Source organism: Acinetobacter venetianus RAG-1 = CIP 110063, assembly GCF_000368585.1.
Classification (GTDB): Bacteria; Pseudomonadota; Gammaproteobacteria; order Pseudomonadales; family Moraxellaceae; genus Acinetobacter; species Acinetobacter venetianus.
On record NZ_KB849558.1, the window covers coordinates 561,415 to 576,666 of the forward strand.

General features: G+C 37.4%; 18 protein-coding genes and 1 pseudogene. 18 read left to right on the forward strand and 1 reads right to left on the reverse strand.

Translation table 11 applies throughout. The features are described 5' to 3' along the window. The first annotated feature begins 5 nt into the window (after nt 1-5). The 11 genes from F959_RS08235 to F959_RS08285 all read left to right on the forward strand — a co-directional run bounded on the left by F959_RS08235 (nt 6) and on the right by F959_RS08285 (nt 9,664). Nucleotides 6-1,178, forward strand: coding sequence for a hypothetical protein (locus F959_RS08235; RefSeq protein WP_004879037.1), 1,173 nt, complete (start codon nt 6-8; stop codon nt 1,176-1,178). Continuing rightward, the gene (locus F959_RS08240) at nt 1,168-1,722 is read left to right on the forward strand and encodes a hypothetical protein (RefSeq protein WP_004879040.1); all 555 of its coding nucleotides are present in this window, start codon (nt 1,168-1,170) and stop codon (nt 1,720-1,722) included. Before F959_RS08235 ends, F959_RS08240 begins: the two co-directional genes overlap by 11 nt. A gap of 2 nt (nt 1,723-1,724) precedes the next feature. After that, complete coding sequence (locus F959_RS08245; protein WP_004879042.1) at nt 1,725-3,521, forward strand: hypothetical protein; 1,797 nt, start codon at nt 1,725-1,727, stop codon at nt 3,519-3,521. Continuing rightward, nucleotides 3,518-3,943, forward strand: a complete 426-nt coding sequence (locus F959_RS08250; protein ID WP_004879044.1) for a hypothetical protein — start codon at nt 3,518-3,520, stop codon at nt 3,941-3,943. The genes F959_RS08245 and F959_RS08250 overlap by 4 nt, the downstream gene beginning before the upstream one ends. A 68-nt stretch (nt 3,944-4,011) precedes the next feature. After that, complete coding sequence (locus F959_RS08255) at nt 4,012-4,314, forward strand: hypothetical protein (protein ID WP_004879046.1); 303 nt, start codon at nt 4,012-4,014, stop codon at nt 4,312-4,314. 159 nt (nt 4,315-4,473) lie between these two features. Next, nucleotides 4,474-6,228, forward strand: coding sequence for a hypothetical protein (locus F959_RS08260; RefSeq protein WP_004879048.1), 1,755 nt, complete (start codon nt 4,474-4,476; stop codon nt 6,226-6,228). A gap of 72 nt (nt 6,229-6,300) precedes the next feature. Then, nucleotides 6,301-6,903 (forward strand): hypothetical protein, encoded by a 603-nt coding sequence (locus F959_RS08265; protein ID WP_004879050.1) that lies wholly within the window; start codon nt 6,301-6,303, stop codon nt 6,901-6,903. Beyond that, nucleotides 6,896-7,159, forward strand: a complete 264-nt coding sequence (locus F959_RS08270) for a hypothetical protein (protein WP_004879052.1) — start codon at nt 6,896-6,898, stop codon at nt 7,157-7,159. Before F959_RS08265 ends, F959_RS08270 begins: the two co-directional genes overlap by 8 nt. Nucleotides 7,160-7,288: 129 nt before the next feature. Next, nucleotides 7,289-7,588: a hypothetical protein gene (locus F959_RS08275; RefSeq protein WP_004879055.1), complete on the forward strand. Its 300-nt coding sequence runs from the start codon at nt 7,289-7,291 to the stop codon at nt 7,586-7,588. A 2-nt stretch (nt 7,589-7,590) separates the two neighbouring features. Next, on the forward strand, nt 7,591-8,874 hold the full coding sequence (locus tag F959_RS08280; protein WP_004879058.1) for a hypothetical protein: 1,284 nt from the start codon (nt 7,591-7,593) through the stop codon (nt 8,872-8,874). A gap of 13 nt (nt 8,875-8,887) precedes the next feature. Further along, a complete protein-coding gene (locus tag F959_RS08285; protein ID WP_004879059.1) occupies nt 8,888-9,664 on the forward strand; it encodes a hypothetical protein in 777 nt (258 codons plus the stop codon). Between the two features lie 52 nt (nt 9,665-9,716). Here the strand turns inward: F959_RS08285 and F959_RS08290 are convergent, their stop codons facing one another. Further along, complete coding sequence (locus tag F959_RS08290; RefSeq protein WP_004879062.1) at nt 9,717-10,169, reverse strand: hypothetical protein; 453 nt, start codon at nt 10,167-10,169, stop codon at nt 9,717-9,719. Between the two features lie 179 nt (nt 10,170-10,348). On the opposite strand from F959_RS08290, the gene F959_RS08295 reads away from it, so the two are divergent. From F959_RS08295 to F959_RS08320, 7 genes and pseudogenes are all read left to right on the forward strand, one after another. After that, nucleotides 10,349-10,996 (forward strand): hypothetical protein, encoded by a 648-nt coding sequence (locus F959_RS08295; protein ID WP_004879064.1) that lies wholly within the window; start codon nt 10,349-10,351, stop codon nt 10,994-10,996. A 5-nt stretch (nt 10,997-11,001) separates the two neighbouring features. Further along, nucleotides 11,002-11,448 carry a hypothetical protein gene (locus tag F959_RS08300; RefSeq protein ID WP_004879066.1) on the forward strand — a complete coding sequence of 149 codons (447 nt, stop codon included), beginning with the start codon at nt 11,002-11,004 and terminating at the stop codon, nt 11,446-11,448. Further along, nucleotides 11,448-12,344, forward strand: coding sequence for a hypothetical protein (locus F959_RS08305; RefSeq protein WP_004879067.1), 897 nt, complete (start codon nt 11,448-11,450; stop codon nt 12,342-12,344). Before F959_RS08300 ends, F959_RS08305 begins: the two co-directional genes overlap by 1 nt. Nucleotides 12,345-12,354: 10 nt before the next feature. Next, nucleotides 12,355-12,646 (forward strand): annotated as a pseudogene (locus F959_RS16995) (hypothetical protein); the annotation flags it as partial. A 53-nt stretch (nt 12,647-12,699) separates the two neighbouring features. Beyond that, entirely contained in the window at nt 12,700-12,867 is a 168-nt protein-coding gene (locus F959_RS17000; protein ID WP_373278708.1) for a hypothetical protein, read from the forward strand. Nucleotides 12,868-12,929: 62 nt separating this feature from the next. Then, the gene (locus F959_RS08315) at nt 12,930-14,474 is read left to right on the forward strand and encodes a hypothetical protein (RefSeq protein ID WP_004879070.1); all 1,545 of its coding nucleotides are present in this window, start codon (nt 12,930-12,932) and stop codon (nt 14,472-14,474) included. Continuing rightward, complete coding sequence (locus F959_RS08320; protein WP_004879072.1) at nt 14,474-15,214, forward strand: hypothetical protein; 741 nt, start codon at nt 14,474-14,476, stop codon at nt 15,212-15,214. Before F959_RS08315 ends, F959_RS08320 begins: the two co-directional genes overlap by 1 nt. Nucleotides 15,215-15,252 lie beyond the last annotated feature (38 nt).

Sequence of the window (15,252 nt, forward strand, 5' to 3'; positions counted from 1 at the left end):
GATTCATGGCTGAAAATGATTCTTTCCAAAATGCATATCAACAAATGCAAGAGGCGCTTAAAAGTGGGCGCTTGCGTCGTGATTTACAGGGCCGTAGAAGTGCTGATAAACAGCAACGTGCATTAGCAGAGCGAGAGGTTGAATTTGATGATCGTGGGCGAAAAATACCACGCCCTATGTTTTTACGTCCTGAAGACATTGCTCAAGGTGTTGATTACGATGTTGAAAAGGTTTTATTCACGACGTTAGGACAACAAAAAGGGGATTCTCCAAGACGTATTACCCGTGATGATATTTTGGCATTTCAAGACAATATTCTTCTTTTAAAAGATCAATATGTTAAAGGGATTACTATTCAAAATATCATTAACTTAAGTATGCAAGATGATATTGATCGCGCAAACCAACAAATTTATATGGCTGTGCCCTTGAATCGAAAAGGAGGATTAGTTCATTTCTTAACGAATGCTGGTCCTAACAGTGAAGCGCAAAATCACCATGTAGAAGTTGAATTCTCTAATTTCAATTCTGTTGTATTTGATATTAAAAAAGAAGCGGTTAATACCGTAAAAAATCGACTTGCAAACGGGAAAATAAAATTTGAATGCGATTGCGGCAGACATACTTATTGGTTTCGATACATGGCAACGATTGGCGGCTATGGTCTTGGGCGGCATGAAGGAGGATTTCCAAAAGAAAGGAACCCTCATTTATCTGGTGTGGCATGTAAGCATGTTTTGCGAGTTGTTCAATGGATAACATCACCCGCAGGAATTGAATATTTAAAAAAGCAAGTTGATATTGATCGTAAAAAACAAGTTGGAACGCGCTATAAACAATCAGATGCTCAATTGAAGAACCAGCTTGATAAGCAATTAAATGATCTTGAATCGGGTACATCTAAACAAATTGTGGCGAACATTCAAAAAGCCGAAAAAGAAATGATGCGCCGCGCGAACAAAGTTGCCAAAAAATACTTTGCTGATCAATTAAAACAAATGAAGAAAGCTGAATTTGAGTTTAGAAAGGCATCGGTGCAGGCACAGATCAATGCAGTGATTCATACCTTTAGTAAAGAGCATCAATTAGAAATTAACAAAACTGTTGATTCATGGGTAAAAGGCAAAATGTCTGATATTAGTTTTGAGATATTTATGCGAGGTCTAAATGCTAAATAATGCCGTTAACCGGGTTGCTAATGGTAGACATTTAGCAGCTAGACGTGTGGTTATGAATACGCTCGGGAGTATTCCAGCTCAAGTATGGCGTAAACGAATTGTCTATAGTAATCCATTAGATGCTGAGGTTCCTGTTGATCCATTGTCTTTCGAGGCAAATGCTTTATCTATCCAAGATGAGCCAAATTATGAATATGACCCACTTGGCTTTGCTTTTGTCTTACCTGATAAGTTCAATGGTGGCGTAATTCATAAAAATAATAGTATGAATAATCCAAGTGAATTGACAATTATTGCCCAAATAGAAGCCTATGATGCTGGTCTATCTACACTTGCTGAACAGATCATGAATATCCCTGATACTCAATTTTTAGAAGGTGACTTACTAGGTTTGATGATCTATGAGGGTTTCATGGTTTGGTTCGAGATTGTTGGAACTACTGGTCAAACCCTTATGGCAGATTTTGGTAAAAAGTATGTATTAAATCGCCGTGATGAATTGGGTATGGACCCAGTTCAGGGTGAAGTGGAATCGAGGATTTAGTGATGGGCATAATTGATGATAATTTAAACTGGGATTTGACCATCACCAATAATGGGATTAACAATTATTTTGAAAATATTACGAATACAACAATTTCAGTCGGTGAAACTAAATCGATTAGAGTAGGAAGTACATTATTAGCTGATCAAATTTTTTACAATGCTAAACAGAGAAATGCATTAAAAAAAGCAGATTATATTCTTGTTGAAAAACAATCTGTAAATCAAAACAACGGTGGAAATTTTAACTTTTCTTTGCAAGAGTTGAATTTAGTCGCAACTGCTGAAAAAATCTATTCTACGATGCAATTAACGCCTGATCTTGATAATTTTATACAAGGTACTAGCGCAGTCGGTGACGTTAAAACAGTTCAACCACCACCACCTGAGTTATTTTATGATGCATACACGCTATCGAATGCTCAAAATATGCTTTTGCAGCAAAATAATATGTTTGTGCCCGATGAAGCGAACAACCCTTTTGCGAGTTTTAGCGGTGACATTGAAGCATTAGCAAATAGTCAATATAAGATCAATATTGGTGATCAACTACATACATACATTTATTTTAGATCAAGTCAAAATGAAGAATCGCTAGAAATTTATATTGATAATGTATCGTTTAGAGTTCAGGTTGCTGGACAAAATGCATTTAATTCAGTTGATCTAATCACAGAAATTGTTTTAAAAGTTGATCAAACTGTACAACTTCTAAGTTGCAACGGCTCTAATAATGTAAATCCGAATAACGGAGCATTACCAAGTAATTACGATAAGACCTCATTATTTGTGAGTAAGGTTAGTGGTGCTGAAGTAGTTGAGCATACAGTAGCTCAGTATGTGCAACTAGCAAGAGGCAATAACTTAGTCGCTATTAGACCTTTATCTGCATATTTCAAAGCGACTAAAGGCAAGTTCATGTTGAGTTTTGATAGCTCGAATTTGGGCGCATTTTATCTGTTCAATATGGAAAATCAACCAATTGATAAGCTGACATATTCAGAAGTTGCAGCAAATTATTTAAATAATATGGCCCTAGCTATTCAAAATAATGCCGACGGTAATTTGTTTCTTTCATTCGGAAGTGTAGTTGCACAACCAGCATTAAGCTTACAATTTTCTGATGCAAGCGGAATTGAAGATTTTACTTTTGATTTAATTGATTTAAAGACGATTGATGTATATAGAAAACTGCAAAAAGTCGGTACTGTGAAATTGAGTAATGAACTATTTCCGTATTTTCAAACAGCATGTGAGTTGCCGATGCCTTTGTTTAATAGCTTCGGATTTAATCTTAGTCAAAGTTTTGAGTTATTAAATTATAAGTTGCCTGATACTGCGTCAGATGGTGATATTTTTCATTTGCAAAGTGGCGGTACTCTTTTTAATAAAGAATTGCTTGTCGGCGATTACATCACTGTATATGCGAATAAAACAAATGTCTCAATTAATCGTTTACCTGAAGGTGATAAGCGAAAATCGCTTTATGTATCACTTGTGACGGCATCTGGTACCAGTATTGACAATATCTTTGCCATTTACGATGTTGAGCTAGGGATTATTAGTTTGAGTGGTTATTTTTATATGGGTTCGCCGTATACAGGATCTCTATTTTTAATAGATGTCACAGATATTCCAATCAAAAGTACGAAAAATTCATACAGTATAAATAATGGTGATATTACACCTCTTACGATCTCTTCTATGGACGATAATACGCTGGCAGTTGTATTAAACAATTCATCGGCAACAGGACAACACGTAATTATAAACTCTGTTATTGCTGAGGTAAGCGCATGAATACTTATGATTTAACACAATCAGAAATTGCAAAGGTTTTGGTTAGTTTACCTACTCATATCGTAGATGGTTTCTGTAAACCTGTATTCATTTTTGATTATGAAAAAGCACAACGTTTGTTAGATGACTTTGTTCTTCGTAGGGATACACTACCTAACTTATGGCCTGTTCAATTTAATTACATGCTTGCAAAAAGTGGATTGGATATTGCTATGAATAGTTTGCTAGATGCTCTACAAGATGTAGATATTGAAAAGTACGCAATGTACAAAGCTTATTTGAATGGAGCACGATATTATGAATTTGCTAAAACATATACAATGTATGAAGAAATTAAAGTAAAACTTATTGAGATTAATGCAGCTTTAGATTTTAGTCTCGAACAATTAAAAACGATGTGGATAGAAGCTTCAAATGTATAAATGGAACTTCGCCATTCCTTCATGAGTAGTCATTTCATACTATCTAAAAGATACTATTGAGATTAAAAATGACTTTCCTCGTATTCAATGAAACAGAAAAAACTGTGGGTGATAAGGGCATGGTCGCCCAATGTACCTCAGCAATCTTTAATTACCAGGTGATTGGTGCTGATGCAGTAGTTGCGTTTTATGGAAGTAATCATCCAAAAGCCGACGTAAATATTGAAGAGCATTGGTCGCCAATTGTTACGGTATCAGCAGATACACCAGATACGGAACCATTTAGACAACATGCATGGGATAAGATACGTTTCGTTGTCACAGCTGGTTTAGATGTCCAAATTTACGTTTCAAGTGGTGTATCAGGCTAGAACCAATAGAATAGTGAATAAAAGCCCATCATTGTGATGGGCTTTTTTATTTTGAGAATAGAAATCTGAATTTGAGTAATTGGAACTAAGCAAAATTAAGTTTTTGTGGCGTGCGAAATTAAGTTATCAATTTTCAAAAACCTATATGCAGGTGAAAAAATGTCAGTTTTATCTGATTCTCAAAACGCACAATTCCAAGCACAATTATTAGCTACTGCACAATGTCAAAACTATTTTTACCAAAATGGTGATACGACAGGTTTTGATAGTGCAAACCACATGGTCGAAACTCGTCCTACTTCGCTAAATAAAATTCTTGATATCGTAGGCTTTGATAGCGCATCTGATATTGATGGAGCAATCAAAGTTGGCTTATCTCAATATCAATACTGTCATGGCGGTGAATTGCCACATCCTTCCGTTTTAGCGACGGCATTAAATGCTGGTCTATCGGTTGCAAGTAAGATTCAACCTCTTGCAAGTAAATTTCAGGAAGTTGAAGATGGCTTTGATGACGCGAGTAATACCCACCAAGAATCCGTCAGTATTGTACCCGCCGTAACAGTTGCAACGATTGCAACCTTAATTGCTTTTGCATCTCCGATCATTGCATATATTCCTAATAGCAATGGATCAAATGAAGTACCTATTGTTGCAGTTCGATTTACTACGGATCGTGCATTTGGTGCGATGGATAAAGGTGAATACCTTGATGGTGTGAATGCATCAAAACCATATTCAGAAGGTCGTTTCCGTTTTGCATTAAGTAATGGTGGTGCGGGTGTAACATATACAGCTACTGCACGCACCAAATATGCTGATTTTGCGGCTAAAACACCTGATACGAACGCACCGTTACTACCATTTATCGCAGGTAATATTTCGATTCGAATTAATGGTAAAGAAGTAGCTCATACTCGCAATCGTAGTAAATCCAAGTTAGAAGGCCAAATTTCAGCGATTGCAGAGAAAGCAGCAAAAATTGCGGGTACTGAATACCGAGTAACGGGCAGTACTATTAACATCGATACCAGTACAATTTCAGTTACCCTTGATCAAGAGTTACCAGTTGGTGCTAAGTTAGAAGTGTTTTTAGTTGCTGATTATGATGCGCGTGATGGTTCAAACAAATTTAAGCTTGATCCCGTCGGTGTGAGCATCGTTTCAGATTATGAAACAATGGTTAGCTCGCCAATTGTGACTCAAATCCGCGCATCAAAACTTCTGGTTAATCAGATTACCAATGAATTAAATGTAGGTTTTGTTGGTACTGCTTTATCGTTGATGCAAGGCAAAATCTATTTAGAACAAACGGTGCGATTATTAGCCGAAGGTAAAGAACGTGCTCAATATAATCAGCGTGAATTTACGTTTGATGCGAGTCGTGGTGTTACTGGTAATTTAGCGGCGGCATACAACACTACGGGCGATTTGTTTGGCGAGTTAATGAAATATATCGAAGCTGCCAAAACTGGAATTGTTCAAGACTCTGGTGGTGCAACCGTTGGTTTTGATTTGTATGTTGGTGATAGTGCAAAAGTATTCTTTGCTCAATTATCTTCTGACAAGATGCCAACAAAAACAGGTGCAACCGCAGGTCATGGTCAAATTGTTCGTATTGGTACGCTGGCAGATGGAACAAATGTTTACCATGTCCCTAGTTCAGCTGAGGCACTTGTTGAATCAGAACAAGCTTTCGAAATGCTGTTAGTTGGTCGTGGAAGTGAACCTGTTCGCAATCCTCTTGTCGGCTTTATTGAAATGCCTTTAACAGTGAGTGAGGCAACACCTGATCCGCGTGAGACGTTGCTTGGACTAATCGGTTCCCAAGCAGCTGAATTGAATCCTTTAGATCGATATGCCGATCAATTCGCGCTTATTAATGCATTGAATATGCCGAAACTTAAAAATTAATACATCAAAGCTAAGGCACTTTAGGGTGCCTTTGTTGTTTTTTTTAATATCAAAAAGATTAGGTGAATACAAATGACTGAAGTTAAAACCAATGGGACTGATGAACAATCAAATGAAGAAGTTGTAACTGGTCCGAAGAAAAGAGGTCCTAAACCTAAACAGTCTCTTACTCAAGTAGATCCTAAAGTGAGTGCTGACAAGACTGAACAGCAGAATAATCAAACTAAGAGTTCAGATGATTCTAATGCAAATGATGTAAACACTGATGATGCTGTGAATGATGAAGCAGGCAATACTGGTTCAACTGATGCGGCTACTAACGCAGAAGTATCAATTCATGAAAATTCATCTTCCCAAGCAGAGCTAGAAAAAGCGAAAGATGAATTGAAAGAACAACAGTCAAATTCAATGCCTGACGATGGTAAATTGAACAACGAAAAAAGTGTTGTAGATTCTCAATTGCCTCCAGAACTAACGAGAAGAAATGATCTTGTCATTGACGTTAAAAACAATGGGTTGAGTACGATCTTTGAACCAACTTCAAAGACAACACTTAAACCAGGTGAATCAGCAACGATTGAATGCTCTTCCAAAATGATTAAGCATTCTGTTTTAAATAATATTAAGCAGTTGAACAGTCTAGGCAAAAATGTAGAGGTTCTAAGCAATGAATGAGTTTCAGGGAACAAATCCAATTCTAGAGATATTAGGTGATGAACCAACGATTCGTGATATTACGGTTTCTAATAATTCAAGCCTTAAAATCGTAGAGCCATTAACTGGTGTTTCTTTAGATGACGGTACAGTAATACGTGTGCATGGAGACATAGCTCTACAAGAAATTCAAAACAACATTGATCAGCTTAACAGTCTGAAAGGAACGGATATTTCCTTTACGGCTGAACAGGTTGTTGAAGAACCAAGCCCGTAATTTAGTTTTCATTAGTGTATGTCATAAAAACTCTGCATTACTTAGCAGAGTTTTTTTATTGGAACATCACAAATACTTAGAAACATCAAAGCGCAAAATAACCATAACGTTTAGCCAAAGGCAAACAAAGTGAACACAACAAAGATTTTAGGTGAAGCGGTTGGTATTCAAAGCCAAGGTGTAGTTGATAAAACTGAAGCTCAAACAAGCGAAGGGCTTACTTCGGCTGTAATTGTTGGTCGGTTCTTGCGTGGACGAACTGATAAACCAATGACAATTCATCAAGGGAATATACGCGGTCAACTAGGTTATGAACCCAATAATTTAGATTACATCGCCGTACAAGATTGTTTGGATACAGGTGTACCAAACATTCAAGTTCTGCGTATAGGTCCAACTTTAAATAGCGAGCCCGAGCCAGCGGAGTAAATATGTCAAACCTAAAATTAGCTAGTAATGGTAGTTTAGTTTTAAATGGTAGTAATCCAGCTGTTTTAGACCTAGACTTCTTAACTCATAGTTATCTACAAAATACAGAATTAGAAATCTCATTTTTTAGCAAAGTAAGTTTACCTTTAGTCTTAGAGGACATCACTTTAAAGCTTAAAATTGTTGATTCTATTACTGGTGATGAAGTGATAAGTATTCAGGGTATTCTTGATTCTGATCCTGAAAATTTATCGTCAATTGTTGCTGTCGCTGATGCGACTGAAGAATTCGAACAATTTGACTTAGTGCTAAATGACGCGCTAAGTGCAGTTTTATTGTGTAGTGCGTTTAACCCATTAAATGGCCTTGGTCGTAACAAAACGGTATTAGCTTTACCAGATGAGTTACCACCTCAATTTAATGCAGATCAGACCTATACATTACTTACCAATTTGGTAGATAAGCCTTCATATCTGACCTTACCTAATGGTAATGATCTTGAAGTTTATGTTGCTTTACTAAGAGCTGCTGAAAAGTTAAATATTCCTTTGGATATTGAGGTTGATCCTTCAATTACAGCAAATCAGGCAGCGCAATTTGCCAATAGTTTAGACGCTCAATCCCATCAAGTTCAGTTGATTTGGTCGCCTAATCTATGTCGACCTCGTGACGCAGTTTCTTTGCGTGGACGGAAGGTTTTAGCGACATATATTGGTCAGTACATTGGCGATAAATTACTTCGAAATGCAAGAACCAATGCGCAGGGATACGCACCAATTCAATATGCAGTTGCATGGAAAGATTATCCATTCAAGAAAAAAGCTTTAGAGCTGCGTCCCGATATTGTACTCGATGAGCCAACAATAGAAATGCTTGCAAAAGCTAAAGTAAACGTTGTTCGTCCTATCAAGTTTGACAGTGTCCGTTATGTACTAAGTGATGTATTTACTCAAAAACAAAGCAAGAATAGCGCTTTACGACTAGTGAATGCTTCAGAAATTGCAATGCGGACAAAAAACGATGTCGTAGACATTCTAAAAAATCATATGTTGAAACCAACTGAAGACTATTTAGAAAAGGCCAGTAAAGAAATTGATAAATATTTATCTGGAGCAGCGACTTCAGGTTGGTTAAAGCCAGCAGAAGATTTAAACGGTAAGCCATTCGAGTTTCGTTTAACTCCAGATAATGATTACCCATTCGAGCGAGTTCGTTTGTATTTGGCACGCCGTCCAGAGGGTGCGACTCGTACAGTAGTCTTTGATGACGATATCTTAGTTAAATAAATAGGTGGTAAAAATGTTTGGTTGCACTAATCCATTTAATCAGAAACCGCAACAAAACGTATTGCGAGATTTCGATTCGGCTGCTGCTGAAATTAACAGTAGTTTAAATTCAATCACTAGCTCAATTCGAGAAGAATTATCCTTTATTGAGCATGTACGTGAATTAGCTTTAAATATCGTTTCAGACTTGGTAGATGCTGTTATTGATAACACATTAGATGAAAATGAGTTGCCAACGGACCGTTTAGATTCTCTAATTTTAGATGCAATTGACGAAATTGATGATGAAAATGGCACATTAGAAAATTCATTAGTGGCTTCATTAGATGATGCTTTCTCTACCTTCGGGGTTGATGATTCTGTAATTGCAGAAATCTTTAGCGATAACGTTGAAGCAGCGGATGCTGCGATTGAAGTGGCTGCAAGTACAGTGATTGCCAACATGCCAGATGAAGGTGATCCATTAGATGAATTGGTTCGTGAATTTATCTACGGTGAACCAGATGAAGAAGAGGGATTTGACTCTGTTGGTGGCAAGAAAAAGCTTTCTCGTGGTCAAATGAGTGTCAAATCTGTTGGTGGTCGTAAAGTACGTTATAAGGCGATTGCAGCAATCCGTAACGGTGTAAAAAAGATTGTGAATAAGCGCTTACCAGGTCAAAAAATTCGACTTTCTTCTGAACAAAAGGCTGGACTGAAGAAAGCAAATTTAAAAGCCCGTTCTGCAAATGCCTTAAGAAAGCGCATGAAGTCCCTTCTTAAAGGTAAGAAGATCGGTTTGTATAAATAGCATCTAAATAAAAAGACCACATAAATATATGTGGTCTTTTTTTCTATGTTAATTATTCCATTTCAACTTCAATTAATTTTGAAAGATAGCCATTATTATCATAAGAAAATCTATAAAGCTTAGTAACCCCATTTGGAGAAGTTTCTACCAATGATTTGTCTGCGTCTTTGGTCGCTTTTAATGCAATATCTAATAGTTTGCTTGCAACGGTTGTATTGTCAGATTTATCAGAAATTTTTGATAACTTCCACCCATCAGTGATATCGAAAGAAATATCTGACTTAGCAAGAAAGTTCCATGTTTTAACCCGATATCGGTCATTATAGTTTGGAAGCCAAATAATTTCAGAAGTATAGGCTTGATTAGTTGATTTGATTAATAGGTATGGTTCAGGTTTATAGAAGTCGAAACCATCTCCATCACCTCCTTTTTTAATTGAATAACCAGCACAGCCTGATAATAGCGTGATAAAAGCCAAGACTATTGATGATGTAATAAATTTCATTGTTTTGCCCCTTATATAATTTTTTCTCTTTAATTTTAATAGCTAATTATTTGTATTAGCATATTATTTATACAATTTATGTGAGTTGATCTCAATAGTTATTATTGTTGGAACAAGATTAATAGGCACAAATCAATAAGATTCAAAATATGCGTATCACTTAAGATTTGAGAATAATGATGCGTCAAGTCAATCCAATTCTTTTAAACCAAATGCGGGCCGATTACTTGGCAATTCAGCAGCTGGGTTCTCCAATTTTATCTTGCCAAGGTATGCTTGTGCCTCGGGGGATGGAAGATTATCGATTTCTAATTAAAAGTTGTCCTCGGCCAATTATAAGTAATGAGGATCCTGCGGAAGTGCAGTATCCGGGTGGCTTTACTGGAATTGTCGCTGGTCCACCTAAAACTCATTACACAGGAAACTTACAACTTCTTGTAACTGAAGCTGGTCATGACCAATTATTTGCAGAATTCATTGTTGCAAGTAAAGGCATAATCGACTGCGATTATTATGATGGGCATGTTAAAAGTTTCACGCGTGCATATGCATTAGAAAATTGCGCGATTCGGTTTGAAATGGCGGAATATGACACAGACAGTCGTTCTCAAGCCATGACAGTTTCTTGTCCAATTGATTTCAATTTCTTTGGGGGTTTTGCCAGTATCGGTGGCAATGGAACGGTTTTACCAGGTCAAAGACAAATTGATGGTGTTGATGGATTAATCAATCGTGTTCAGAATGTAGTGAATGCAGCGCAAGCCGTTACGAGTTTAACTGGTGCAGCAGCTGGTCTTACACGTCAAATTGGTTCCTTGTTTGGGTAATTGTTATGCAACTTTTACCTGATGATGGTTCTCAAAATCCGCAAGTTATCGCTGGTTCGATTGAAGCACTAGCGTTAATATTTTTTCAAAAACTGCAAATGAAAGGTTACTCCTTACTTCAAAATGATGTGTTGTTAGCACTGATTGAGGAAACTAAGCGTTATGCAGGGTGGGCCACCCTATCATGCCAACGTGGTTCTACTAATATCATCCAGATTGATGAAAATCTTGTTCTTGAAGCATTTGAATGGGTCATTATTGAGCCGTGTTTAAATGCGAATTGCGATTTGATTCAAGCCCAATTGGTAGAAGCTTCACGAAGTATGGGTGGTGACGGCTTTGGCATGACGGTCAGTGAAGCTGAGCAAAATTATAAAGAAGCAAAGGAATTAATGCCTAAAAATGCATTTGTTGCACCTCCGTTCAGTTTTAAAACATCAGAGGGTAATTGATGCGTATAGTAATTTTGGCTACTAACAAAATCATTTCTGCATCAGAGTTAATGATTGCAACTTTGAGAACTGATTTAGTACCCGTACCAGTCAGTATCGAATTTGCGGTGAAATATACAAAGGAATTGAAAGAACTGTTAGTAGATGGTGCTGAAATTTTAGTTAATGATATACCGTATTCGTTTGAGATCGTTTATTCACAACCTGTCAAATCACAGACAATTAAAGACAATTCACGAATTGGGGCTATTTCATGTATTGCTGTATTCAAAGGCTGTAAAAGCATCCTAGACCAAGCGAAAAAGGCTGTAATTTTAGAGCAAACTTCATTCAATGCTGCATATCGAGCTTGTGGATCAACGAACATTAGCTTAGGTGATGACGTTCCACTTCCTGAATTTATATGTCTAAAAGGTTATTTGATTTCAGAGCGTTTGGCACTTTATTTACAACAAGAAGCTGCGGTAATTTGCTTTAAAGAAAATAAGATTCGTATTCTAAAACTGGATGCACTTTTCAAACAAAATGTTGTTCTGAAGTTAGATCCAAGTGAAATCCAATGGTTCAATAGTGAACAAATTGAGAAATATCAAAAATCATCCTATGTTTCGGTTGATCAAGATGGTTCAACAGTAATTGGGGATGATACCACTACAAAAGGCCAATCCATTGTTTATAAAGCTGGTCTTGATGCAAGACAGTTAAAGAATTTGGAAAAAGTACTAATACCGCGTGGCATTGTGCATCGGTCTTTAAGTCTTGACTTGAATGGCGGCGATATTATTGAGGTTGAACAAAAGAAATATGTCATTTTGACAGCTGCACATGAAATTGAAACAGGTGCAATCGGTGGGAATGTTGGTTCAACAACAAAGCTATGGTTAGCCAGTTTATAGGATATTGAATATGTATGGATTCAAAAAGGCTAAAATTCTATCTTATGATGCAGAAGCCCGAACTGCCAAAATTCATATACCAGGTTTGACTGATGGTGCTATAGAAGGATTAACAGCAACTTTTGCTTATCCTGTGGGTGACAGTGATAAGGATACAGAAAGAGAAATTTTAGGGGGTGAGGATGTTTATATTTTTTTTGAAAATAATGAACAATCACGACCTGTAATCGCATTTTATAGTAGTCATGGTACGGGCGCTGTTGTCGATACACGCCGTATTAGACAAGAAAATATTGAACTACTCGCACGATCAAAAGTTCATGTCGAAGCACCTACGATTCATCTGAAAGGTAAAGTGATCATTGATGGTGATGTTGAGCATAATGGAAATCAAAAAACCATAGGTAAAATTGAAGCCACTGTTGATGTAATCGCAGCGGGAGTATCTGGCAAAAGTCATCCTCATTCTGGTGTCCAAAGTGGTGGTTCAAATAGTGGGCCACCTGTCCCAAGTGGAACATGATGGTTTGATATCAGCATTAACAAGTCAAAATTGATTTATTTCATAAGAAACTTGGCTTTATTATGGCTGCTTCTCACATTTTATCCCTGTTGCTAGGACCAAGCATAAATAGCGTACCACAACCGTTAGTTGATGCTAACCAAGAAGCAATGGCTCAAATGTATGATGCTGTAGCTCCTTTTTCATTAGGTACACATACAACACAGGAAAATAGGAAAAGAACTCGAAAGGAAATTCTAACCAAGTGGGAGCAAATGCTGAGGTTTGCACCTATAGCAGAGGGCATTGGTATACATGTCATGGCGGCGCTAGGTGGGGATACACATACAGGCCAACAAATCTTTATTACACCTACTGAGAGATTGCGAGGTGAGTTAGGTAAAACTGAAAAAGCGCAATTAGAAAAACTACAAAAGCGTATCAAGCCAATAGAAACTATTATTAATAAATACATTACTAAATTATGTTCAGAAGGAATTTCCTTTGGGGATGCTTATGCTCGGGTTTATGGGAAAAAGGGTGTAGGTGTTACTGACTTACTTACTAATGAATATACCTATGCACCACAAATACAGGCATTTGAGCAAGGTAGTAAGACAGTTGCTTACTTTGCGCTGAATCCCAAAAACTGGTCTAAAGTCACGGCCAAATTAAATGACAGGCAGATGGTGCGGATGAAGTTGCCACGGATTCAAAATGTCCCACAATTTGATCCAGTTGAAGCCAGCTTAATTTCTCAAATACTTGAAGGTGATAATCCAGCAGAATTGCCGATCTTGCCAGCCCAAGTTGGAGGTTCATTTCTCTATTCGATTGAGAAAACCTATGATGATGTCATTCTTGCCCTAACCACAATGAATAGCCAACAAGTTGCAGATGCTGTTAATCAAATGTTTCTTACATTAAACATGGCTGGAATGCCACCAGCACAGCGGGAGGCATATATCCGTGGCTTAGAAGGAATGCTCAAAGATCATGAGAAGTTTGTAAAAAATGCTATGGAGGGCGGAGAAGGTATTTGGAATACTAAATATCACGTACTGCCGACTTGGGATGAAAAACAGATTCTTAACCCGGTGGGAGATATCAAAGGCCAACGTAACTCACCTGTCAATATCGAAACATTTATGATCAATGTTCGCTTGCTAATGGGCGGTATTGGCCTTGATCCTTCTATGGTGGGGTGGGCGGATATGCTTTCAGGTGGTATTGGTGACGGGAATGCATTTCATACTTCTAGTCAAATCATGCGCCGTTCAATGTATATCAGGCAATCAGCAGTACAATTAGTAAATGATGTAATGCATATTGATTGGGGTTACTGCTATAACGAGCAATTCGAAGCAGGTGAGCTAGATTTTCCGTGGCAAGTGGAGTTCTCAAGTACCCAATCTGCCGCTGTGACAGAAGAAAACACCAATAAACAAACTCAAATGAATACTTCACTACTTAAAATTCAGGTCATTAACTCACTTAAAGAATCTGATTTAAGTGAAGATACGATGCAGTACATCTTAGAAAAAGATGCAGGTTTCAATTATGACGATTCGTGCCGTATCGCAGCCGATATTGCGAAATCTCGTATAAATGGAGGGAGTGAGCAATAATGGCTAAAGTTGAAAATGACGGGCAGCTTGAAACGATCTCAGTGGTATCGGATAGATTTGGCGTGTGGTCTGGTATGACTGTAGATCAGGCGAAAATTGAATACAGCAAACTCTATGCTGTAGGAACGCTTTCAACAATCCATTTTGGTGTAAAGCTTGAGCCATTTGATGCAAAAGGAAAGTTAGCAAGAGCACAAAGTGACTTATTAGATACGTATGAGTTGGTGAATGCAGATGCAAGAGATTTTGCTAATTTTTCAAGAGAACAAGGATGGGATATTAAGGATAATGAGACTAATTTTACTCCAATCCCTCTTATTGATAATAATTTTAGCTTGCCATGGCTCTGTCAAAGCATCGATTTATCCCTATTAGACGCTCAAACAGATAGTGTTCAGGTTGGTAGTTTTCAACTCAATCATATTACTGGTAATAATTCAGGTGAAATCTCAATTCCTTTTATTGAGACTCGAAATGCGGCCATTCTAAACAGTGCCTTAGCAATAAAAGCAATCATGTTTCCAGATGGAGAGGATGGTGGAACTCAAGCTGTACCGAATGACTATCTAATGCGAATGACGATTTTTCTATTCGATAGGCATAGTCATTCTACAAGAGTGTTCGAAGTACAGCATTTAGTTGCATTACAAACAGGAAGTATCCCTTTAGATGCGACGAATAGAAATGGTGTAGGGATTGTCACACTTAATTTCATAAAGATGTTTCCAATGCTGAAATGATTGGAACAGCTCATGAGTTAGATGATTCTAAAATGCAA

What these genes read in the sequence shown, in the direction of transcription:
- F959_RS08235 (WP_004879037.1), top strand. Translation starts at nt 6, where the DNA reads ATGGCTGAAAATGATTCTTTCCAAAATGCATATCAACAAATGCAAGAG.
- F959_RS08240 (WP_004879040.1), top strand. Translation starts at nt 1,168, where the DNA reads ATGCTAAATAATGCCGTTAACCGGGTTGCTAATGGTAGACATTTAGCA.
- F959_RS08245 (WP_004879042.1), top strand. Translation starts at nt 1,725, where the DNA reads ATGGGCATAATTGATGATAATTTAAACTGGGATTTGACCATCACCAAT.
- F959_RS08250 (WP_004879044.1), top strand. Translation starts at nt 3,518, where the DNA reads ATGAATACTTATGATTTAACACAATCAGAAATTGCAAAGGTTTTGGTT.
- F959_RS08255 (WP_004879046.1), top strand. Translation starts at nt 4,012, where the DNA reads ATGACTTTCCTCGTATTCAATGAAACAGAAAAAACTGTGGGTGATAAG.
- F959_RS08260 (WP_004879048.1), top strand. Translation starts at nt 4,474, where the DNA reads ATGTCAGTTTTATCTGATTCTCAAAACGCACAATTCCAAGCACAATTA.
- F959_RS08265 (WP_004879050.1), top strand. Translation starts at nt 6,301, where the DNA reads ATGACTGAAGTTAAAACCAATGGGACTGATGAACAATCAAATGAAGAA.
- F959_RS08270 (WP_004879052.1), top strand. Translation starts at nt 6,896, where the DNA reads ATGAATGAGTTTCAGGGAACAAATCCAATTCTAGAGATATTAGGTGAT.
- F959_RS08280 (WP_004879058.1), top strand. Translation starts at nt 7,591, where the DNA reads ATGTCAAACCTAAAATTAGCTAGTAATGGTAGTTTAGTTTTAAATGGT.
- F959_RS08285 (WP_004879059.1), top strand. Translation starts at nt 8,888, where the DNA reads ATGTTTGGTTGCACTAATCCATTTAATCAGAAACCGCAACAAAACGTA.
- F959_RS08290 (WP_004879062.1), bottom strand. Translation starts at nt 10,169, where the DNA reads ATGAAATTTATTACATCATCAATAGTCTTGGCTTTTATCACGCTATTA.
- F959_RS08295 (WP_004879064.1), top strand. Translation starts at nt 10,349, where the DNA reads ATGCGTCAAGTCAATCCAATTCTTTTAAACCAAATGCGGGCCGATTAC.
- F959_RS08300 (WP_004879066.1), top strand. Translation starts at nt 11,002, where the DNA reads ATGCAACTTTTACCTGATGATGGTTCTCAAAATCCGCAAGTTATCGCT.
- F959_RS08305 (WP_004879067.1), top strand. Translation starts at nt 11,448, where the DNA reads ATGCGTATAGTAATTTTGGCTACTAACAAAATCATTTCTGCATCAGAG.
- F959_RS08315 (WP_004879070.1), top strand. Translation starts at nt 12,930, where the DNA reads ATGGCTGCTTCTCACATTTTATCCCTGTTGCTAGGACCAAGCATAAAT.
- F959_RS08320 (WP_004879072.1), top strand. Translation starts at nt 14,474, where the DNA reads ATGGCTAAAGTTGAAAATGACGGGCAGCTTGAAACGATCTCAGTGGTA.